The sequence below is a fragment of the Endozoicomonas sp. 2B-B genome (assembly GCF_053470045.1).
Genome location: NZ_JBLZMU010000001.1, coordinates 2945687 through 2968973, shown reverse-complemented (window position 1 = coordinate 2968973; position 23287 = coordinate 2945687). Strand labels below are relative to the sequence as shown.

Here is a 23287-nt window from a genome sequence, read left to right as displayed (position 1 = left end):
AAACATGACCGATGAAAAAATAATCAAAACCCTGGCAGATGTAGGCTTTATGGCCTCCAGCGTGGGTATGTCAAAACATGCTTTCGGTATTTTCAGCGCTCTGGAGAAAGCCAGACCTGAGAGCATCCTGCCTACTCTGGGCTTTGCCCTGACCTTCATTAATAAAAAGATGAATCAGGAAGCCCTCGAGATTCTTCATAAGGAAGCCATCCCAAAAGATCCTGACAACCCGACGGTTAAAGCCTTTATCGGTATGGCTCTGATGATGGAAGGAAGGAATAAGGAAAGTGAAGATTACCTGACCACAGCCAACAAAGAAGGTGACCAAGAGACCACCATCATGGCCAAAGAGCTATTGGAGAACATCAGAAAGGGTTAAGTCTTTCTCTCCCTGTCAGCCAACGCTTCCAAAACCCCATGCCTGAGCTCTTCAGGCATTCCTTCTCCCGCATTGATATGTTGCTCAAACCAACCTTCAATCATCTGCTGACAGGCATTCAGGAATCGATCCCTGAGCTTGTGATCCGTCAGGCTGGCAATCAACTCTGACTGTTTTTCTATGGTATTTGCAGAGAAGTAATGACGACTTATTTCTTCCAAAGTTCCATCGTATCGCTGGACAAATACCCCGAGCTCTCCAAGCTTTCTGACAAATTCACGCTGCTCCAGAGCCAGCCACCCATCGGTCACCGACTCAGCCAGAGCACTGACCGGTTCCTGCCACGGAACATCAAGCCAGCGCTGACTGAGCTCGGCGGCCAGCGTGATGCGTCTTGCCAGTCGCAGAAAATATCCTCTGCGGCGCTCTCTGGAAATATCCTGCAACTCTCTAGCGACATGAAGGTCACGAAACTGTTTGCGAGCATCATTCAGATTCCAGCGCGGTTGATACCTCACCTCACAGCCCGCCATCGACTTCAGGTAATCACACCACTGCTGTGAATGTTGAGAAATAGCAGACACTGAACTTCTAAAGCCTTCCACAAACGCCTTGCTATATTGAGAGGCCACTGGTGGATGATGATTATCCAGAGAGTGTCGACCCTCTTCCATCAGCAGATGATCCAGAAAAGGGGTGATTTTTTGCGGTTGTTCCGCCACCAGCTCACCATTTTCCAGTTTAACGGAACGGTAATGAGTCTGACAGGTATGGAAATTTTCCCAGATTTTCATCAAACCGGTCAGGCCCAGGCTGGAATCCCGAATGCCTCTTAAAAAACCCAGCTCGGGATTTTGCAACTCTGCCTGCAATTGCATAATCACAGCACTGTGCAGTGCTGTCTCAGCATCAATAAGGTAAGGCTTGTTACCATTGATATGAAGATTTTTGCTGTGAATATCTGCCAGACCCGACATAAGACAGAAGCCGCCTGCCACCCCCATGCGACGATGGTAAGTTGCCGGATCATTACACTCAGAAAGAGTTTCCGGAGCAATAAACTCAACATAACCGTAGGAAGACTTATTCAGTATCCTGAATACACCCAGAGCTTCCGAGTCCTGCAACCAGCCATTCAGTGACTGGGCCATGCTCCGCTTATCACCCAGTAATAACTGGTCAATGGCAAGATCCCTGAGTTTGTATACCAGATGCTCACCATTGTTAAACGTCAACTGGTAAACGGGCGATCCAGCGTCTGATTGCAAATGACGGATAGAAATCAGACCAGAAGCCAGCTTACGGCTCTCTTTAAACTGAGGGCTCTCTTTAAGCTGAGGGTTTCCTGAAAAAAAGTAATGATTGATCTCTGACAAGTCCTGCTTTACCCGACTCAGCAGTGTACGAATCACTCTGACTTGCTGGAAAAACTCCTTCTGAATGTTTCGATACCAGTGAGGATAAGCTTCAATCAGTGCCTCCACCCCTTTGGATTCCAGCAGCTTTAGCACTTCACCGTAACTGGTCAGTGTATGATCTTCTGCAAACCAGCCTATGGCCTGCAGCAACCTGTCATCCATCCATTCAATGACTGCCTGGGCAATGGATTGAATCAAGCTATTTTCGGAACCCTTTTCAGAACTATCAATGTCATTCACATAACTCTGAATGAGTTGGACGTATTGAGTGATAACGGGCTTGATCCATTTGGATCTCAGCTGCTCGGGAAAGACCAGGCCACACACCGGGCAGGGATCTTCAACCTTGAACCAGTCCGGTAATCCGGCGAAAGAGGGCTTGCGCCCCTCTGCCTCATCGGAAAAAGAGACCAGCTGATACTTCAACATCCAGGATAATAGAAATAATAAGGTCTGCCTTTCAGGAAACAGCTTCTGCATGTTGCTGACGCTTTGAGGTGTCACCAGTTTACTGATCACCTCTCTTATTTCGTTTTTATCAAGGAGATGATTCAGCTGATTGAAAAAGAAACCTCTCTCCGACATCAACAGAACCCGGAGACCTCTGTCGGTGGCTACAAGGAAGTCCGTTTCCTGCAGAGCCACAGACGCATAATGCCCAAACACGTCCTGGTAGGGCATACCCACTGCCCTACCCTGATGATGTCGTATTCTTGATGCTTCCAGCCTCAAATCGTCTACCAGCCGGTGATACTGATCAATCAGCAAAGGCCAGCTGAAGGTTTCATTCACCCTCCGGATGGCCGCATCGGACATTTCTTTCCGGGTAGATTCATCCATTAATAATGTCGACAAGGCTGTTTTCAACGCTTCTATATCTACAGCGACTCCCTGAGCCTGAATCAACTGAGCCTGAGTTTTGCTGACAAGGCTGAGAGAACGGGAAATAGCATCATGGTCAGCCGAGGTGGTTTTGATCAGAAAACCTTCCTGCCCGGAAACAATCAAGTCTCGATAGCCATTCCAGTCTGAAAGAATCACCGGAATACCTGCCCTCATTGCTTCTAACGGAGCCAGCCCAAAGCTCTCCTGAACATTATCTGCAAGAGAAACAAACACATCCGCTTCAGCCAGCAACTGCTCCCGCTTCTCATCATCAACGGTGAGTTCAAAGCGAATACAATCTTCAAGATTAAACTCATAGGCCTGAGCCAGTAATGAGCGAACATATTCGCCGGAGGCATCACCAGCCCCTGCAATCACCAACTGAAACCGGGAAACGGTTCCTTCCTCAAACAGATCATTCAATGCCAGTAATAATGGATGAAGGTCCATTTTATCGGCTGCTGACAGCCTGCCAAGACAGAGTATCTGAAGCACATTACCTTCTCTGGAAGAGACAGCCTCTTGTCTGGCCGGCTCAATACCCAGCGGAATAAGACTCACCTGCCCACGATAAGGAACAGCCCTGCCCACAGTATCACTGACACTGGCACTGGCCGAAGAGATCAGACGCTTCATCACGGTTTTCTGAGCTGTGGAACTGCAGAGGATGGAGTCACAAGGTTTAACGGAAGAGAAGATCAAATCCCTGACCCGGGATAAACGGGCATCATCACTGAGACTGTGAGCCCTGCCAGTGATAGGGAATAAACTGGACGCATGTCTTTCTCGCAGAGTGGCGAGGTCTGATATATAGGGATCGCCGCAATGAAAAACGGTATAAGCATGTCTCTGAAAACAGGAAGGCAGATCGTGAACCGGCAGAATAGTGATGTTTTTACCCGCCCCGTACTGGCGCAGGTATTCTTTCCAGTCTTGCCTGAAAGCAGAAATCTGCCCTTCATGAAGAAACAGATGCAGTTCGTTAAAACAGCTGTATCGGATCACCGCCTTCAAAAAAGCTTCATTGGCCTTACGAAGTCCGTTATACCCATCGTTTGAGTTTTCTGCCCAGGTTACAAGACAGCCAAATAAGGAATGATTAGAAACCTGATCCATCATGGCATGATCATCGTTGGCATGGTCGGCACAACAGTCTGCTCCTGACTGATTTCTTTGAGGTAATACTCAAAGTTATTGGCAAACTCAGCCAGAGCTTCCTCAACGAGGTTGTCATCCATCCCCTGAAGCGGGCAGGAGTAATGTAAAGCTAATGCATCTTTCTCAGGCTCTATGGACAAAATAACCCGCTGGGTAGTCGCCAGACCCACAGTTTTGGCCATCAGATTTCGGAGGATATTTTCCCGATCTTTTTCGCCGGGTGGCAGCTGGGCAATGACGCCATGGATAAAGAATCGCCCATTGGCCTGAAAACAGGTGAACTCAATGCGGCTGTCGATGGTGAGATAATAGCGGTTATCGCGAAAGTCCAGTTCACCCAGCTGATTATTGCGGGCAACGGCTTTCATAAGATTGTCGAAACTCATAGCTTCCCTGCTCCGGGTGAAGGCATCCATGCCTTCTGATGGGGTATTAATTACAGTTTACTATGAAATACTGTTTCGGCAGGTACCGGAAAAAATCTCCCGGTATTAAGTACTCAGCCATACGGAATCGAATATTTCTGGCTTATTGGGCAGGTGCTCTGCAAGGCGCAACGACGGGAGCATAGCAAGCTATGTGACCAGAGTTGCAACGCATCACGACTGCATGGATGCAGGAGCTAGAGCAACGCAGGAGCAGTTGCCGCGAGTGCCTGAACAATAAGTCAGAAAATATGATTTCGTATGGTTGAGTACTTATAACCTGTAAACACCGTCTGAGCTTATTCTGCCACCAGGTGATCTTCAGATTTAGCCATCTGCCTGACGGACATCTTGCGAAAGACAAGCACAAGCAGAATAAAACCAGCTCCGGAAGCAAAAAAGCCCATGATTGAAGAATCCGTCAGCCCCATCACCAGATAGCCCAGCATAGCCACAACAGCAATACTGAGGGCATAAGGAAGCTGAGTCATCACATGATCAATGTGGTGACAGGAGGCCCCTGTAGACGACAAAATCGTGGTATCGGAAATCGGTGAGCAGTGATCGCCAAACACCGCACCGGCCAGAACAGCGGCCAACATCGGCAGAATCATGGCAATATCTGCTGCAGCAGCCATATCTCCCGCTATGGGCAACATAATGCCGAAAGTGCCCCAGCTGGTGCCGGTTGAGAAAGCCATAGCGCCGGAGACCACAAACAGAATCAAAGGTAAATAGCCAGTATCAATCTTCGAGCTGCTGACCAGGTGAGCCAGGTACTTGCCGGTTTCCAGAGAGCTGATGATATCCACCAGCACCCAAGCCAGTACCAGAATGTAAATGGCAGGCAGCATGGAGCGTGTACCTTCTAAAACCGCCTTTCCCCAGGTGGAGGCATCGAGATTATGGCTGAGCATTCTGAGCGCCGTGACCAGAAGGCCAGCAAGACCACCATAGATAAGCGAATTGACCACATTGGTGTTTTCAAAAGCGCCCAGAATAGAGAACGGCGTACCGGCTTCCAGGAGCGCAGAAGCGCCCGTAGCAATCAGGGAAGCCGTCGTCGCGATCACCAGAGAGAGAACAGGAATCACAAGATCGGCAACCGTTCCTTTTACACTGCTACTGATGGCCTCAGAAGATCCGGGAGGAGTCCCCTTTCGGCTGTCATACAGTTCACCGGCTCGAGCACGGCGCTCATGGGTCCGCATAGGACCGATGTTTAAATCCATGGCCGCAGTAAAAAACACCAGCGCCAGAGCAAAGACAGCGTAGAGGTTCATCGGCACCATGCTGACAAAAGCACCAATAGCAGTGATATCGGTCACTTCATGGGCCACCAGAATAGTGCCAATCAGGGCAATAATGTAGGCACCCCAGCTGGAAACTGGTGTAATAACACAGACCGGTGCAGCCGTTGAGTCAATCAGATAAGCCAGCTTGGCTCTGGAGACACCCTGACGATCTGTCATGGGACGACCAATATTGCCAACGGCCAGAGCGTTGAAGTAATCATCAATAAAGATAATGATACCCAGCAACACAGTCACCAGTTGTGATCCCTGACGGGATTTTACTCTCTGACGAGCCCAGTCACCAAAGGCTCTGGCGCCACCAGAAACACCTATAAGGGTGGTAATGATGCCAAGTATCACCAGAAAGAGCAGAATAAAGACAGTGCCTGTATTGAGACCATTATCCCAAAATATCCCGGCAAAACTGTTGAGCAAGTAAGAAAACGTTCTGCCGGCGCTGAAGTCAGTCAGCAGCAGCGTACCGGCAAGGATACCTGCGCCAAGAGAAAACAGGACGTGACGAGTCAGAATCGCCAGGATAATAGCCACTGCCGGAGCGACTAATGACAAGGATGATGTGCTGTAACTGAGTAATTCCATAAATACTGATCTTTTGGGTGAACACGTCCGGAGGGCAGAATATTCATGACTGCCGACTTTAAGCTTAATTCACGAGACAGGATCAGGAGGGCAATGGATTGAAGCAGAATACGACCGGATAGAGCCCGTATCTGCCTGTTGCTGAGCAACCTGCCTTTTGGGCAAAGTCCTTCAGAAACGATTGTCCAGTAGCGCTCCACAGTAAAAAACTGTGACAATGATACACCTCTTCGATGTACCACCAGCAGATGAGTTTGACGACGACTCTGCTTCGGCACCTTTTCCTTTCATCCGGCTCTCTGTCCTGGTCAATCCAGGACATACGGAGTCACCCTGCTACGGATTACTGATAAACGGTGCGCCTCTACTTTTAGTCTTGATCCATGGATTCCAGAGATCAAGGCTGATTATTGTGGGAAATTCCTCTGCCATTTGCAGAGAAACACCCTTTCACTCATAACCGCTCTCTTACAGGCTCTGTAACCTGAAACGAACCCGGCTTATGGTGTTTATTAAGAGGATCACAGGCAGAAGTGTAGCGACAGCATCCTGCCACGTCACTCCTGCTGATGGGCGGTAATTATGCACATCGCTGGATGATTGACAATTGTGAGATTTAGCTAATGAAGTTTTTGCTCTCTACAAAAAATATTTTCCGGTTATTTAGCCTGTCAGGCATTCCACCTATACAGCAATTGATGTGCTTAGAACATAATTTTTATGTTTTTCGTTCTCAAGCTCAAAATAGGTCAAGCCAATTTCTTTGAACCCGTGTTTCTCATAAAACTTCAGTGCTCGTGTATTTTCATGAAATACAGTCAGCCACAATTGTTCGAGCCCAGCCGAGCTGCAAAATGTTAAGGCTTCTTGCAGAAGCTTGGAGCCCAAACCCTTTCCAGTGAAGCTCTCCTGAATATACAACCTGTCAAGTTCAGGTTTTTTGCTACCTGTAACAGGGCATCTAGCAGAAACGTTCAGAGAGAGATACTCTACCAAATGATCATCTTCGATGGCTATAAAGTAGACTTCATTTTCAGAGCTGAGCTTGATCTCAATATTTTGCTCTGTGAACTCACTCAATACGTACTGAGAAATGGATTTTCTAACCCCTCGTTTTGCGTAGGTATCGAGCCAAATCTGTATTGAAAGTGCTGCGATATCAGAACTGTCTTTAGTTTCTGCAATTCTTATCATTTTTCTTGATGTTCACTGTGATGTTGATTGTGGTTGGCTAGTACAACTCGCTCCCTCTCTAGAGTGGGTGTCACAAATCTCTTTTGTCACAAATCTCTGTTTGCGCAGAGCAAGCCCATGAACTATCTTTCCTGACGTCTCTTGCAGACCTACCTCCGGGCTGGAGGAATGTGACTCGTTCCCACGCTCCAGCGTGGGAATGCATACCTGACTCACCATAACCGATCCACCTCCAACAAACCTTCGACGCCGACGTAATTACTTGCGCTGGAATAACGCCAGTACTCCGCCCTATCGACATAACCTCTTTTCACCGGGTTTTGATGAATATATTCAACTTTCTGTTTCATCATGCTTTCACTCTGGATTAACTCAGGATGTACACCTTCCTGCCAGAATTGATAGGCCCTGTCGCCCTTGTGTGCTTTTTTGTAGAAAGCCAGCTGATCCAGTAATGTTGTTACATTCCGCTCTGTCAACCATTTGAGCAGTTGTCTGGCTGTATATGCTTTGAATTTTGCTATGTCTCTATCCAGCTCTTGACTTTGAGCTAGAAGGTGAAGATGGTTTTCAAGAATCACATAAGCGTGTATTTTCATCCCCTGACTCATCATGTACCTCATTGAGTCGAGAAGTATGGCGACAGTCTCAGGTCTGGTAAAAACTGAGATCCAGTGCAGAACGGTTATTGTCATAAAATGAGGTTGGTCTGGCTCCGTAAATTTGTATCGACTTCTACCCATATTTAATTCCGAGTGAACTGTCAGTCTGATATGCATTCCCACGCTGGAGCGTGGGAACGAGCCAAATATCAGAAAGTACTGCAATTTTTTTCATATTCTTGGTTCTGCAATTTACTCAAATGTTTGATTTGGCCATGTAACAGCTTACTTGCCGACTCAGTTTCGCATAACACACTTAGTGTGAAAGCCAGAGTTTTGCGGCATCCTCTGGTGCGTGGGAACAACTCAAAAAAAACGGCTCATCCTTAGACAAGCCGTTCCATTTCACTCAACCAGTCAATACCCGATTCTATTCCCACTCAATCGTCGCAGGTGGCTTGCTGGATACGTCGTAAGTCACCCGGGAAACATGCTCTATCTCGTTGATGATCCGGCTGGAAACCTTCTCCAACAGTTCATAAGGCAGGTGGGCCCAACGAGCCGTCATAAAGTCGATGGTTTCTACCGCGCGTAAAGCCACCACATACTCGTAACGACGACCGTCACCAACCACACCTACGGATTTAACCGGCAGGAAGACAGCAAAGGCCTGACTGGTCTTGTGATACCAGTCGGCTTTATGCAGTTCTTCAATAAAAATGGCATCTGCCTCACGGAGAATATCGCAGTACTCTTTCCTGACCTCTGCCAGTACCCTTACGCCCAGACCCGGGCCGGGGAATGGGTGGCGATAAACCATGTCATAGGGCAGTCCAAGCTCAAGACCAATCTTGCGCACCTCATCCTTGAACAGTTCACGCAGAGGCTCAACCAGCTCCATCGCCATATCTTCAGGTAAACCACCCACATTGTGGTGTGACTTGATGACATGGGCCTTGCCAGACTTGGCGCCTGCTGATTCGATTACATCAGGATAGATAGTGCCCTGAGCCAGGAACTGGACATTATCCAGGGCAGCAGCCTGCTGATCAAAGACTTCAATAAAGGTGTTACCGATAATTTTTCGCTTGGCCTCAGGGTCCTGAACACCTCTTAGCTTGTCCAGAAAAAGCTCTTCAGCATCAGCGCGAATAACACGTACCCCCATGTTCTCAGCGAACATGGCCATCACCTGATCACCTTCATTCAGACGCAGCAGACCATTATCGACAAAGACACAAACCAGCTGATCACCGATAGCCTTGTGCAACAGCGCTGCCACGACACTGGAATCAACACCGCCAGAAAGACCCAGCAGTACGGTTTTATCACCCACCTGTTCCCGAACGCGGGCAATGGCATCCTCAATAATTTGTCCCGGAGTCCAAAGCTTTTGGCAGCCGGCAATATCAATGACAAAACGTTCCAGGATGCGACCGCCCTGTTTGGTGTGAGTCACTTCGGGGTGAAACTGGACACCGTAGTATTGCTTCTCTTCACAGGCTATGGCTGCAAGAGGACAGGAATCGGTAGAAGCCGCTACCACAAAGCCTTCAGGCAGCTGGGAAACCTTGTCGCCGTGACTCATCCAGACATCCAGACTCAGACGACCCTGCTCATTCACATGGTCTTCAATGCCATCGAACAGTCTGACCTTGTTTTCCAGATTCACTTTGGCATAACCGAATTCACGCAGATTTGAGGTCGATACCTTGCCACCCATCTGCCCTGCCATAGTCTGCATGCCATAGCAGATACCCAACACAGGAACCCCCAGATCAAAAACAGTCTTCGGCGCGCGAGGCGAAGCATCACCGGTCACAGATTCAGGCCCACCGGAAAGAATCACCGCCCTGGGGGCAAACTCGACAATAGCCTGCTCATCCATATCATAGGGATGCAGCTCACAATAAACGCCTATCTCACGTACACGTCGGGCGATCAGCTGTGTGTACTGGGAACCAAAATCCAGAATCAGAATTCGTTCGGCGTGGATATCCTCTAACATGTGTCTTCTCAAAATTAGATAACTGCTACGACAAGCAACAAGCGGTCTTCGAGGTGGATGAAGGCCTGTTACTGATACGACATTCATTAAACTGCGGATGATAGAGCCAACAGTTCAAGGGATAATCAAATTAACCCACCCGGTAATTGGGTGCTTCTTTGGTAATGGTTACATCATGGACATGAGACTCTTTCATACCCGCATTGGTCACCCGAACGAACTCAGGCACCGTGCGCATGGTCTTCATATCTGCCGAGCCGGTGTATCCCATTGCAGCACGCAGACCGCCTACCATCTGATGGACAATGGCATTCAGCGGCCCTTTGTAGGGTACACGACCTTCAATACCTTCCGGGACCAGCTTCTCGGCACCGGCTTCCGCACTCTGGAAGTAACGATCACTGGAGCCGGAAGCCTGAGCCATGGCACCCAGGGAACCCATGCCACGATAGGCTTTGTAACTTCTGCCCTGATACAGTTCAACTTCGCCGGGAGCTTCCTCGGTACCTGCCAGCATACTTCCCAGCATGACCGCACTGGCACCCGCTACGATGGCTTTAGCCAGATCACCGGAGAAGCGAATCCCGCCGTCGGCAATCACCGGAATACCCGTTCCTTCCAAGGCTGCCACAACGTTGGCTACCGCAGAAATCTGCGGTACACCGATACCGGTCACGATGCGAGTAGTACAGATTGAGCCGGGACCGATACCCACTTTCACACCATCGGCACCTGCATCAGCCAGGGCCCTGGCTGCTGCACCGGTAGCAATATTACCGCCAACAACCTGAACCTGTGGATAGGTTTCCTTAACCCAGCGAACCCTCTCGATAACCCCTTTGGAGTGACCGTGAGCGGTATCAACGATCACAACGTCAACACCAGCATCGACCAGAGCAGCGACTCGCTCCGGGGTTTCAGGTCCGGTACCAACTGCCGCACCCACTCTCAGCTGACCATGGGAATCTTTACTGGCGTTAGGGTAGTCCTGGGCTTTCTTGATATCTTTTACGGTCATCATACCGACCAGATTAAACGCCTCATTAACCACCAGCACTTTCTCGATACGATGTTTATGAAGCAGCTTGCGAACGGCCTCCTGGTCAGTTCCTTCCTTCACAGTGACCAGTCTCTCTTTAGGGGTCATGATATCAGCCACAATCTTGTCCAGATTGGAGACAAAACGAACGTCACGGCTGGTGACAATACCGACCAGATCACTGCCATCCAGGACAGGAACTCCGGATATCTTATGACGACCGGTCAGTTCAAGAAGATCTCTGACCGACGCTGCCGAGTCAATCGTAATAGGGTCCTTGACCACACCACTTTCATGCTTTTTAACCTTGCGAACTTCATTGGCCTGTTGAGCAACAGTCATATTCTTGTGAATGATGCCAATCCCACCCTCCTGAGCCATGGCAATGGCCAGACGAGCTTCAGTCACGGTATCCATGGCTGCCGAAATCAGGGGGGTTTTCAGCTCGATTTCGCGAGTCAGTTTTGTGGTCAGAGAAACATCTTTGGGGAGAACTTCTGAATATCCGGGCAGAAGCAGGACGTCATCGAAAGTGAGGGCTTCTTGGGCGATTCTCAGCATTACCTGTTACCGATCCGAGTGTATTGAGTGGATGGAAAGAATCCCGTGGATTATACATCAAGATCATTATCAATAAAACAGAAAATCCATTCAAATAGTTTGAATGCGCATACAAAAATACCAAGAGGCGGCTCAAGATCTTTTTCCCTTGAGAAATCAGGGTATAAGAGGGTAGCAGCCCGGCAATATCAGCCGCGAACAGTGTCAGCTTCTTCTTGCTCTCGAAAGCGCTGCAGACAGTCAGGTCCTGTACCATCGATCTTTACAATTTTTTTGTGTTCTGTTCTGTCTACGTCTACACAAACGGACACCGACTCAGATTTTGAGAATCCGGACTATCGGCTGGTCTGCTAAACAAGATAACCGACACAGTACATGAGTTTACGATTATTGATCATCACCCGAAGGTGTTGTTTCAAGAAACGTTTGGTATTTTCATCAGGATTTTTGCAAAGCTAAACGACTGACTGTTGCCTAAATTGAAAAGTGTCATCAATGCGTCAACCCCATTCTGGAAAAAGCAGACTCAGTGGGCATCCCTTTGGTTACTTTTGACTCTGATGTTAATTCTGATATTCCAAAAACATGTATCGCAGCTCACAATAAAAAGACAGGACCAATGGCCCGGTAACTTTCAAGGTAGATGTCGCCTCAACTTATGCAGCTAAATCACAATGCTGCTGATTCTCTGATCGCTCAGGGTGTTGCTCTTTTGCTTTACGGTAAACTCTTTCACGATTCAGAACCTTTTTCTGAGCCTTCCCTGTGTGTCTGTCGTAGGGGGTCTGGAACTTGATGCCACTGTGCTTATGCTCCATGTTGTACCAGTTTACGAACCCGTACACCCACTTTCTGGCTGACTCCAGACTGGAGAAGTGATTCGGATACCCGGGACGATATTTCATGGTTCTGAAGCCTGACTCTGAGTATGAGTTATCGTTACTCACGCGTGGCCTGCTGAACGATGTCTGTACACCCAGTTGCTGAAGAGTACTCAGCATGGTCGCCCCCTTCATCGGACTGCCATTATCCGAATGCAGGACCAGCGGTTGTTCCTTAAGGCTGATCTTATGCTGCATGAACGCTTTTCGGATCATCTGAGCAGCCAGATCAGAAGACTCCCTCTCATGGACTTCCCAGGTCACAATCATGCGGCTATAGACGTCCAGAACCAAATAGAGGTAATAATATTTACCCCTGATGGGTGACCCTAAAAAGGTTATATCCCACGACCAGAGCTGATTTGGTCCCGTGGCCCGATGCGATGTTGGCTTCCGCTTTCCGGGCTTCCGACTGCGACCGCGGTGATGCTGTTGATTATAGGCCTTGAGCACTCGATAAAAGCTTGACTCAGAAGCCATATAAACACCTTCGTCGGCCAGTGTCGGTACAATCTGGCTTGGCGACTTACTTTTAAATCGCTCGCTGTTACAGACTTTCAGAATCTCGTTCTGCTCACTCTTGGTCAGTTGGTTGGCAGGTATTCGCCGGTCTGCGTATTGACGCTGATCTTCCCGTACCTGTTCCACATCCGTTTGCCAGCGCTGAACCGTGCGTATCGACAGGTTGAGCGCAGCACAGGCTTTCACTTTACGTGCACCCTGTGAAACAGCTTCCTGGATTAAAGCAACGGCTTCCTTGCGATCAGGGAGAGGAATCAATCGTCCTCGCGCTCCCCCCAGATCGCGTTTGCCTTTTTTGTTAGAACCAACAATGCTGCGGTTTCAGCAAGTGCTTTGTCTTTGCGTTTGAGTTCTTTTTCCAGTTTCAGGATGCGCTTCTTGTCATCTCGTCTGGCAGCGGCCTGTACCTGACGGGATTCAGCAGGCTTTGTGCTGCCTGCGATAAAATCAGCTTTCCACTGCTGCAAGTCTTCGTAGTAGAGGCCCTTCTTACGACAGTATTCGGATAGCTCTGTTGTGTTCATGTTGGCGGTTTCCATCAGAACCGCGAACTTGTTTTCAGCACTCCACTGCTGAGGATTCTTACCATCACCGGGCACGGCTACACCTTGCGCTTTTGCCTGTTTGCGCCAAGTATACAGGGTTGCATCAGTAATGCCGGTTTCTCTTTTAAGCTGAGTCACGGAAACATTATTGGGCGGCATCATCTTCTGGATAATGGACTCTTTCATTTCTTTGGAATAGCGAGCCATAACAGCCTCTTTCTGAATGCTCTCAGTTATTGAGAGTCATGAATCAAAAGAGGCGACATCTAGCCTGACACAGAGGGGGCCCTTGAAACCTTAGCTGAGATCATTAGAGATCAGACAAGTTAGCCATTATTTTTCGCAATGCCTGCATTTCGTCTGCTACTAATTGCATTGAAAATTTTGTTAAGCAGATCAAAAAGAACTTCCCATCTATCGAGCTGATTAGTTTTCTTTATTCAAATAGAGAACCACAAAAAGTAATGAACCAGACCATGAAAACTGTTCTTATCAGTCCTGACCTGAAACCAATTTATGCCAGTAATAAGTGGTACTTATTCAGATGTAGCCAGTGCCAATCAAAGCCGATGACTGGCTGGAAAAATCAAGTTAGCTGGTTTTGATGTCGTTGATGCCGTCATTAACTTGGTTTTAACGTTCCGCAGGGACTCATTATTCAGGATACCCATCATAATGACTTCCTTGACCTTACGAACTTGAATATTGAGAAGGTAATCCATGTATCTCCAAAACTTGTAAACATTAGAAAAACACGCAGCCCTGAAAAAAATAATTTTATCAAGCCATCAGGTTAATAGATTACAAACTGTTAAAGAAAAAATATCCTCCTCCGGCTTTTCTATGACTACCGGCATTCACTAGCCGTTCTGACATCAATCGATTTATTCCTGATCGGGATGGTGAATATCACCGGTTCAAAACCAACACCCAAACTACATACAGAGCCAATCTTGCTACATCCTGAACCCACTGCTATTTTTTCTCAGACTCCATGGATATCAAAACAATACAGTCGGTAAAAATAAAAACTGTTATTTAACAGGTCAACTTTGATTGACAAATTAATAATTATCAAATGGGATCTACGGCAATTCTATGCTTGTTTGTCACAGAAGACTGTTAAAACTTCTCTTAATTGCCCTGCTATTCATAATTGAAATGAACGTACAATCAGGTCATACCTCCGGCCACCAGAATGAACCCGGGCACAAGGCACCAGAAATCCGCTTTTTGGGTCTCTACGCCGGATTTAAAGCCAATAATTTCCACCTCAAGCTGGGTAACCATTATCACGTAATACACGACGTTGGCAGCCCCAAAAAGCTGTCCCTTTTTTTCCAGAATCAATGGTTGAGTCATCTGCCCGGGTTTCTGTTAGCAAAGCTGCTTCCTCCTTCAACCGTACCCTACCCTTCTTTCAGTCGCGGCTTCCCCTCACTGTCCCGGGCTTTTGGTGATGCCCCCGATTGCAACCCTCATCCGGTGATTATCGATCACTCTTTGCTGAAAAGCCGCTTATCAGTGCAAACCACTTGCATTGAAAATCATCCTGTATGGCAGATTACGGCTTCACCCTCGACATCATCGTCAGAGACTCAGGCCGTCGAGGGTGATTCTCTGTCTGCCTGGCTGTCGCTTTGGAAACTACTAAACGACACCCATACCAGTACCCTTTTCCTGCGTCCCTGGCGAGAAAGTCAGCAGAATCGCCTGCAGGCCATTATCTGCCAGACCAATCCGCTTACAGAGCATAAAAAGTGTCAGAGCGTTCTTATTGATTTCCCGCTGAATCACGCAAAACCCTGGCTATTGCCCGAACTGGCTAGAAAAGACAGTATCAGCGCTGACGGGCAAACCGCTTTGGACAGTAGTTATATTAAGCCGGTCAATCAGGCTATTGATTGCCTCTCTTCCCACGATAAGTTGTTTGGAGAACCCAATAAAAGCAAGCCAGCTGACAAAGAAAAAATACACGCTTGCCAAAATAATCACTGGCTTTATCAGTGGTCAGATCAAAACTGGGTTTATCAACCTGGCATTCCCGAGACTGCAATAAACCCTGGCCCGACACTCATGACCGGGAAGTACTTTAACCTCTGGGCACTGGAAAAGGTATCGCCCGGCAATGATACCTACCCGGCCTGGTCGAGATCTTCTTTATTCATCACCCGCAACGACAGACATCGGAAATACCATTTCTGGGGAGCAGGTGACCCGGTGCTGCTGATGCGGTTCGCTGATGCCCCTTATAATGTCGAGGATCATTACGCCGGTTGGGATGGACCAGAGATTGGCACCCTGGTAGAAAGTGAGCATCTCAACCTGGCTGCCCTGCTTATGAGCACGGTGACCAATACGCCCTTTAATCTCTATCAGTGGCGGGGAATTCTCTCAGGGTTCACATCACCCATCCCGAAAAGCCTCAGTGCCCTGGTAAGGGAGCAGATTCTGAGCGACCCTGGTTCACTTTACCAGTTTGTTAAACGGCGGCCTGAGTTACTGAACAATGTGTTGACCTATTTAAACCGTGAGTTTCCGGGCCACCCTGTCCACTCATACTTTTCCGGTCGTGTATCACCTTTTTTTAGCCATCAAACAAACGGAAAACCATTGGCTTTGGTGCCCGAAACAAGCAACGCGTTCGACCGTTTTCCTACCCTTGCCCCCCCTCATCAATCAGATGCATCACTCCCTTCAACAGAGTTAGCTTCGGGCATAATGACTGTTTCTGGTATTCAAGGGAGTAGTGAGCCGCCTGTAGCCCAAGCCTGCCCAGCTTTTTGCTCTGACCAAAAAGCGCAACAAGGCGGCAACAGAAGTCAACGAAGTGCTAAATCGGACGCCAGGAAAAATAACGATAATGAGCCGCCACCACCGGACGGCAACCATCCGGTCACACCAGCAGACGCAGTGTACTCAGCCTCCCTGCTTAAACGTCTATTGTATTTGTACAGGTGCTCCGGGCTTCGGCCTGAAAGAGTGACTCAAAGATCAGACTTTCTTTCAGAACAGCTTGGTGTCACATCCAGGGAAAAATTTGAAACCCTGCTCCGTCTGTGCCAACCACCCGATTGTGGAAGTGAAACATTATATAACCAAATGCTCCGGGGTTTTGACCCAAAAGACCAACAACACATGATGCTGGCATCAAAAGCTTTGCAAAATTCGATAAAAGTCATCGTTCATGATGGTCAGGAATATCGCTGCTATGACCATGATAAAAACCACGATCATGCTCCTCGTCGGCTTCTGGAAAGGCTTGAAGATCGCTATATCTTCCTGTTTCACAACAATCACGCTGTAAAACTGTCTTCTCACAGTGACAACAAACTATGGTTCACTCACTTCCTGACCAACTCCCGCTTAAATACTGAGGAAAATGACTGGCTGGTAGCCAATTGGGTTGAAAAGGCTTTATGGGATCTGTTTCCACAATGGCAGAAAGACGTCTTATTATGCCGGGAAAGTCTTGAAAACCCATCCACAAAATTTGCCAGCGAAGCACTAAAACGGGCATTTACTTCACCTGCTGAATTCATGCGGGGAGGACACGAAAATAACCAGTTCAGGTTTTACAATAAATTAGGCCTTGTTTGCTACCCCTTCGAGGATACAGAGAACCCCGATGGAATGTTTTACATTAGTAAAAACGTGCTTGGAGCAGTGATTTTTTTCTGGGAAGACTCTGCCAGCAAATATATTTCCTTTATAGCGCCGGATCTCTCCACATCAGCAATAAACGACAAAATACAGTCTTTGGATACTCATTTAAAAGATTATTCCGAGGGTGCATTTTTAGTAAAAAAACAGGATATCCGCTATGTAATTCCTGCACTGATAGTGCTCGCACCTGTTTTTAGAAAAACCTATACAGAAGCCGAAAAAATTATATCCGATACTGAAGGTGCTCTCGTTTACGGTGGTTTAGCCAGGTGGCAGCACCTCAGGTCATCGGTTAAACCCACTGAACTGGGCAAGGTACCTGTTACCAATGATATTGACCTGGCAGTCAAAGATACCACAAGCCTGGAAAACATTTCGGCTTCTATGGAGGCAAAGCTAAGAGGTGTCCTGCCTGGCACTACCGTTAGACGCAACAACATTTACGGTACGGTTTTAGACAGCCCAAAGATCTTGCAGCGCCAAGGGCTACTGCACACCTTAAAGATCAATTGCTTTCCCGATACGAACGAAGAAAACACCATCGGGTTCGCCAGTTACGAGGCGAAAAAATGGCGAATCTTATCAATCGATATTTCTGCCGGTCCTGAAGGGTATTTCGATTTCATACATGTAGAACCTTTTGCCACAGGCTCCAGACTGGCTATGCCAAACCTGCCCACAATGGTTGAAAAACTGTTGCAGGATACCCAACTCGATCAAACCTACCCGGGTATTGATTCAAAGCGACGGATGAAAAATGCTCAAAATGCATTAAAAATATTGCTATCAAGTGACACTGAGCAACAGGTACAGACAATGATTCAAAAGTCGGTATTCAGCAGCTCTTCAGAGTCATCCGGGTTACCGGAATTTCTGCATCCGTATATCAAGCCTGAACCCGAAAATGAACAGAAAAGCACTATTGAGTTAGAGAATAAGGCAGAGAATAAGGCAGAGAATAAGGCAGAGAATAAGGCAGAGAATAAGGCAGAGAATGATGCGAATAATCAACATCCTTTAGTTGCTGCCAAAACCAAAACAACAACTCCCGCTGTCAATGAGCCTCTGAAAGACAATGTACCGGGACAGACAACTATTGCCGCACATGCTGCAATTGCCAGTACTGCTAATGTCAAAGGTACAGAATCGATAACTCATGATCCGACTTTAAATTCCCGTAGGAAGAAAAAGAAACAGAGACAAAAGCTGAAAAAAACGGTTCAGCCAAAAGCAGGCAACATTGCAACTGCGACAGACGAGGGCGATATCAAAGTAGAAGCCAGCCCTGATAATCAAAGCGCTACAGTAGTTCATAACAGCAAGACAACAGCCCCTGATACTACTGAACTCTCAAACAAAAGAAAGAAGGAAGCCGTCGCCCAAAAGCCAATCTCGAATCTGATCGACTTAGAAACGGCACTGTCCTGGTCCGTAGAAATATCAAACTGGCTTAAGGAGATGGAATATAACTTTTCGGGAGAGCTAAACAAGGCAATAAAGACACGACATTGTGGTCCCACTGAAGAAAGGGAAGCCTCTGATGAAAACAAAGCCACAGCAGAAAAACCTGCCACCAATACAGAACTGGATACACTGCAAAATCAACTGCAGGAGGGAAAAGCAAAAATCTTGAAAATACTGGCCTGTACCGGGGCTTCTGCTGATACATCCGGATATCAACCTTTCATCACCATCAATCTGACTAATATCCTGAGTAGAGAGCAGCACATAGAGTTAAAACAGGCAGCTTATGAGGACCACTTTCCCTATGCCCAACTGGTTCAGGCGTTGTTCATTTTGAACAAAAAATTACCCTCTGGAAAATCAGAAGCACTTCAGATCTATGAACATGCCTTCGAGCTATTGTTACCGGCAGCTATTGCCGGTATACCACTTGCCTATCAATTATTAATCGCAATGCAATTGCACAGCAACCATCCGGCGGGCTGGCCCCAGATAGAACCTGTAAACCGATTGTTACGTAGTATGACTTCCAGAGAGACAAGCTTGAACCAGGTAAAGATTAAAGGCTTGTTGAATGGTGGATTTCTGGAACAGCTCTATCAGGATACAGATGTTACCGCCCTGTTAAAGATTGAGCAGGGTTTCGCCAAAGCGTCAGACCTCTCAGGCAGAGGCAGAGAAGTGAGGGCCATACTCAATGCCCTGAGAGAACCGGATACCCCCTCTACATTAAAAGCCCTGAAAGCTGTCCGCCCCGGAACCCGGGAACTGCAACAAACCATCGCTTCACTGAAACTGATTCTGGAAAGAAAAAAAGAACCAGCGGCAGGTCAGATACATAGTGAGCTTTGGGCCTGCACCCTCAACACCCTGCAGATCCAGGGAGCCTCCAGGAAAAAAACTCAGTTCATTGATATAACGAGTTTCCCGCAGGTGCTGGCGATGACTGACCTGAAAGTATTCACGGGCGCTGAGCGTACCGGACAATCGTTCAGAAGTAATCAACCCAAATTCATAGCTTTTTGGAAAATGAGTTTTTGGGAGGACTATCTCAAAGCTTCGTTGAGCAAAGACAGGAAGAATGAAAGGGAAGTATTTGAGGAGTATCATGACAAAATAGGCCATAAAGCGACTGATAAATTCAGGCCCTATTTAATTAACGACTGGATTCTTGCCCGATCTTTTCTGTTTTCAAGGAGCTTTGTTCAAACCAGAGAAGTTCCGGTTTCGATCTCCTCCACTCCACCAGTCATTTCGAAGCAAGTAACTTCTGGAACAGGCACAAATTCTGGAAAAACAAAAAACTCAGCCAGACCGTCAAAAGGACCAAAGCCAGGCATCAGAATATCAAAAGACCAATTCAATGAACACGCTCACATCCAGTATTTATTACAGCTGGATATCAATATTATTCAGGAAGTCAGATTTATTCAGGAAAATCCGGAAAATTTTTTGCAACAGGTAGAAAAGCAGATCTCTGCATTCAGAAGGTCTTTACTAAAAAACAAAAATCCAACAAACGAGCTGGGAATAGGATATTACTATTTTCTAAAGGCACTGGCACTGATGAGGGCAAAAGTGTCAGGTGATAACAGAACCATTGAATTGTCCTTTAGCCCGGAAGTCAGGCTCAACGCCAAAAACATAAAGGAAACTATTATACACTCTCAACATTTCTACTTCCCTTATGCAAGGATGCTCATGCTGTTTTTCGATTATGCTATTAAAGGAGAGCCTGACGTTAAATTACAAGCCTGTATCTCTGCATTCTCCGGAGTGTCACAGTCTATTGAGATTTTATTAGAAATGGAATCAGATTCAGCAGCTCTGGCCGGAATCTTACTCAAGTGGCTACTGCTGATTCCAAAGCCTTTCGAACTGAGACTGGCCCTTGCTGCAGATACTAACCTGAAAAACCCGCAAAGCAAGATTCCGGGCAGGATAACACCTTCCATACTTGTAATCAGAGAGTTTTTGGATCAGCTTCCGCTAAAAAGCACTGATGACGCAGTTGATCTTGCCTTGAAGCGAATAAGCGAGATGTTTCTGAATATCCAACAGCTGCCAAAAGGACAGCACGAACAAGTGCTGGCGGTAGCGGCATGTTTAGCGGCAACGGAAGCAGCGCAAATGGAATCGGCGGCAATGAAAGCGCATGAGGAAGCACAGAAGCGTGCAGATACAATCAAAATCAATGAAGCAGCGTTGGCATTTGTGGTAGCGAAAGCAGCAGCAAAAGAGGCATCGGAGGCTATTGCAGAAGTGGAAATGCGAATGGAAATAGAGGTAGGAGATGGTTCTAAAGCGGCAGCATCAGTGGCAGCTCAATCGGAACTGTCAACAGCGGCAATATTGAGACTGGAAGTGGCATCGGAGAAAGCAGTGGAAGCAGAAAAAGTAATGCAAGAGGAAGCGAAAAAGGAAGCAATATTAAAATTGGTGCTGCACTTTGCCACTGATCGAATAGACTTGCTTCACTTTAATAGTCTGGATTTATCCTCAGTTATCTTGCGTCTTACTGTGCCAGGCATTCTTTACGCAACCTCATTGGGATCCGCATTCCTCACCAAAAAAAAGGCGCAACTCGCTGAAGATATTAATCCAGAGAAGCGGGCAATTGCAGACATCATTAAACTTGCTTTTCATCTGATCGGTTCATCTGAAGAAGTAGAGCCCGTTTTTCCTCATCTTGAAGCCCTTCCCCTCGATACCCAAGTCAACTTAACCGCTAATCATTTTGGCCATGACATACAGCTTCTAAAAAAATTAATTAGCTTATTCCCTGAACTGGCTGCCGAGAATAAGTTACAATGGTACAATATTTATTTGCTGATTCACGAGTACACGATCAGGCAGTTCGGTGGCAATGCAGAACAGGTAAAACAACTGCAGAATGATTCAGAAGATTGGAAAAAAACACGTAAATGGCTTGAAAACCATATATGGTATAAGCCATTCCAAACGGGTGATACTTATTTTACACCAAAGAACGTCGACTATGCTATTTTTGACATTGCTTTGATTAAAGAGTTCAAAAGTGGGGAAGAAAGAGCTTTTATTTTTGCTATTGAGCAAAGCAGCAGAGTTGGCTATCAGAAATTGTCACAACGGATAAACCAATATAAAGATAAAAATGACCCTGAATCAGTAGATATTTTAAGCTGGCTTCATTGCCTGGCTGGCTTGACACTTCTGGAGGCGGAAATAAGTTCTGATCACCAGCGGGTAATACTAAACGGCGACAAAAGAGTCCTGCGCATTGCTTATGATCATTTCTTCAAGTCACGTAAAATTGGCTTTCAATATGCTGGTTATCTGGAATCACTGGTACTTATGCGACTAATAAACCACTACCAGCATTATCAGGACGAGACATCCGAAGCCTGGCAAACTGACTCGATCAACAAGCCTGTTACTGAATATGCATCGACCAAAAGACCGGAGGAAAAAATCTTTATTGAAGCGGATAAGATTGTTACGGAAGTTTTGCCTGGCTTGTTATCAAGCTCTATATTTGGTGTACGTTTTGCCGCTGAAACAGCCATCAGAATATTTACTGACAAACGCTTTAATCTTCTGCATATCCCACAGGCTGGCTGGCCGGCAATGATCATAAGACATCTTCTGGTTACCCCTGTAAATCATCACCTCCAGTTTCTGTTCAGCAATGGTGAGTCTGAAGCTGAAAAAGCGTTATTTCCCATGATAAGTGACCCAGACAGTATTGAAGGAATACTTATGAAACGACTGGAGGAAACAAGGCAGGTAACCATTAATGAAAGACTGAAAGATTATGGTATTTTCCTGGACAATGAAATCGAAAATAGCAACAGGCCAGAAAATATTAAAAAGTATTTAAGTCTTGTCAAGGCTTTTGTATTGGATAAACCAGAGGTTCTGAATACAGTATCCGAGGCAACAGCCTCTGATAGTGATCAACTCTCAGAGAATATTGCAAGCTATGAGTTAAGCCGTTATGACTATACAAAATTGTTTGAAGCACTTCAGGAAACACCACATCCTGAAACCGGTTTTGATGAATTCGTTTATAACCTGCCCCAGCTGGAATCTCACCCAAATTATGAGGCTATAAGCAATGCTCTTTTGAAGAAACATCGCACAAAGTCAGCCTTGGTTCACTATTATTTATGGGCTTATGAGACCCTCAATGATAACAGTGATAACGAGCGAGACCTGTTCTGGGATGGGATAATGACACAGGAGATTGAAAAAAATGAACCAATGAAAAGAGCTTTTCTTGCACTTCTGGCAACTGCCGATCTAACTGTTATGTATGAAGAGAAGCGGGAAGCCATGATTACCGCATTCAAACGATACAATATAGATATTGCTTCCTGGTTGGCCTTTTTACACTCGATTACAGCCACTTCCGCCTTCCTTCTGGGAGAGAAGCAAAAAGCAGATTTCCATTTCAAGCGTTTTTCAATACAAAAAGAAATATTACCTCAAACCGGATTAATATATTAAGTACCTAACCAGTTAGAGTACCAATAAGGCCAAATGCTTCGGTTCGACAACCCGGCACCGGGCATCCGGCAGATTAACGTATCACCTCTAAGAGTCTATTCGCACAGGTACAAAGCCATCAGGTTCATAGCTTATAAACTGACCGGAGATATTTATT

12 protein-coding genes and 1 riboswitch are annotated in these 23287 nt (G+C 46.7%); of the genes, 2 read left to right on the top strand and 10 right to left on the bottom strand.

The window, feature by feature from the left end; genetic code table 11:
- Positions 1-4 precede the first annotated feature (4 nt).
- Positions 5-379 carry a tetratricopeptide repeat protein gene (locus tag ACOMHB_RS11605; RefSeq protein WP_422133422.1) on the top strand — a complete coding sequence of 125 codons (375 nt, stop codon included), beginning with the start codon at positions 5-7 and terminating at the stop codon, positions 377-379.
- Here ACOMHB_RS11605 and ACOMHB_RS11600 read toward each other — a convergent pair.
- The 10 genes from ACOMHB_RS11600 to ACOMHB_RS11555 form a co-directional block, all read right to left on the bottom strand.
- The gene (locus ACOMHB_RS11600) at positions 376-3801 is read right to left on the bottom strand and encodes a DUF4135 domain-containing protein (RefSeq protein WP_448216725.1); all 3426 of its coding nucleotides are present in this window, start codon (positions 3799-3801) and stop codon (positions 376-378) included. The two genes, ACOMHB_RS11605 and ACOMHB_RS11600, sit on opposite strands and share 4 nt — an antisense overlap.
- Complete coding sequence (locus ACOMHB_RS11595; RefSeq protein WP_448216724.1) at positions 3798-4226, bottom strand: CesT family type III secretion system chaperone; 429 nt, start codon at positions 4224-4226, stop codon at positions 3798-3800. The genes ACOMHB_RS11600 and ACOMHB_RS11595 overlap by 4 nt, the downstream gene beginning before the upstream one ends.
- Positions 4227-4564: 338 nt before the next feature.
- The gene (locus ACOMHB_RS11590) at positions 4565-6160 is read right to left on the bottom strand and encodes a Na+/H+ antiporter NhaC family protein (protein ID WP_448216723.1); all 1596 of its coding nucleotides are present in this window, start codon (positions 6158-6160) and stop codon (positions 4565-4567) included.
- 181 nt (positions 6161-6341) lie between these two features.
- Positions 6342-6535: riboswitch (Lysine riboswitch) on the bottom strand.
- 309 nt (positions 6536-6844) lie between these two features.
- Entirely contained in the window at positions 6845-7354 is a 510-nt protein-coding gene (locus tag ACOMHB_RS11585) for a GNAT family N-acetyltransferase (RefSeq protein ID WP_448216722.1), read from the bottom strand.
- A gap of 212 nt (positions 7355-7566) precedes the next feature.
- A complete protein-coding gene (locus tag ACOMHB_RS11580; RefSeq protein WP_422413704.1) occupies positions 7567-8097 on the bottom strand; it encodes an REP-associated tyrosine transposase in 531 nt (176 codons plus the stop codon).
- Positions 8098-8386: 289 nt separating this feature from the next.
- Positions 8387-9964: a glutamine-hydrolyzing GMP synthase gene (gene guaA, locus ACOMHB_RS11575; protein ID WP_448216721.1), complete on the bottom strand. Its 1578-nt coding sequence runs from the start codon at positions 9962-9964 to the stop codon at positions 8387-8389.
- Between the two features lie 130 nt (positions 9965-10094).
- On the bottom strand, positions 10095-11564 hold the full coding sequence (guaB, locus tag ACOMHB_RS11570; RefSeq protein WP_448216720.1) for an IMP dehydrogenase: 1470 nt from the start codon (positions 11562-11564) through the stop codon (positions 10095-10097).
- Positions 11565-12220: 656 nt separating this feature from the next.
- Positions 12221-13225, bottom strand: coding sequence for an IS3 family transposase (locus ACOMHB_RS11565; protein ID WP_448216719.1), 1005 nt, complete (start codon positions 13223-13225; stop codon positions 12221-12223).
- On the bottom strand, positions 13222-13719 hold the full coding sequence (locus ACOMHB_RS11560) for a transposase (protein ID WP_448216718.1): 498 nt from the start codon (positions 13717-13719) through the stop codon (positions 13222-13224). The genes ACOMHB_RS11565 and ACOMHB_RS11560 overlap by 4 nt, the downstream gene beginning before the upstream one ends.
- A gap of 353 nt (positions 13720-14072) precedes the next feature.
- Positions 14073-14234: a hypothetical protein gene (locus tag ACOMHB_RS11555; protein WP_422137765.1), complete on the bottom strand. Its 162-nt coding sequence runs from the start codon at positions 14232-14234 to the stop codon at positions 14073-14075.
- Between the two features lie 439 nt (positions 14235-14673).
- Between ACOMHB_RS11555 and ACOMHB_RS11550 the strand changes: the two genes are divergently transcribed.
- Entirely contained in the window at positions 14674-23130 is an 8457-nt protein-coding gene (locus ACOMHB_RS11550; RefSeq protein ID WP_448216717.1) for a cell envelope integrity protein TolA, read from the top strand.
- Positions 23131-23287 lie beyond the last annotated feature (157 nt).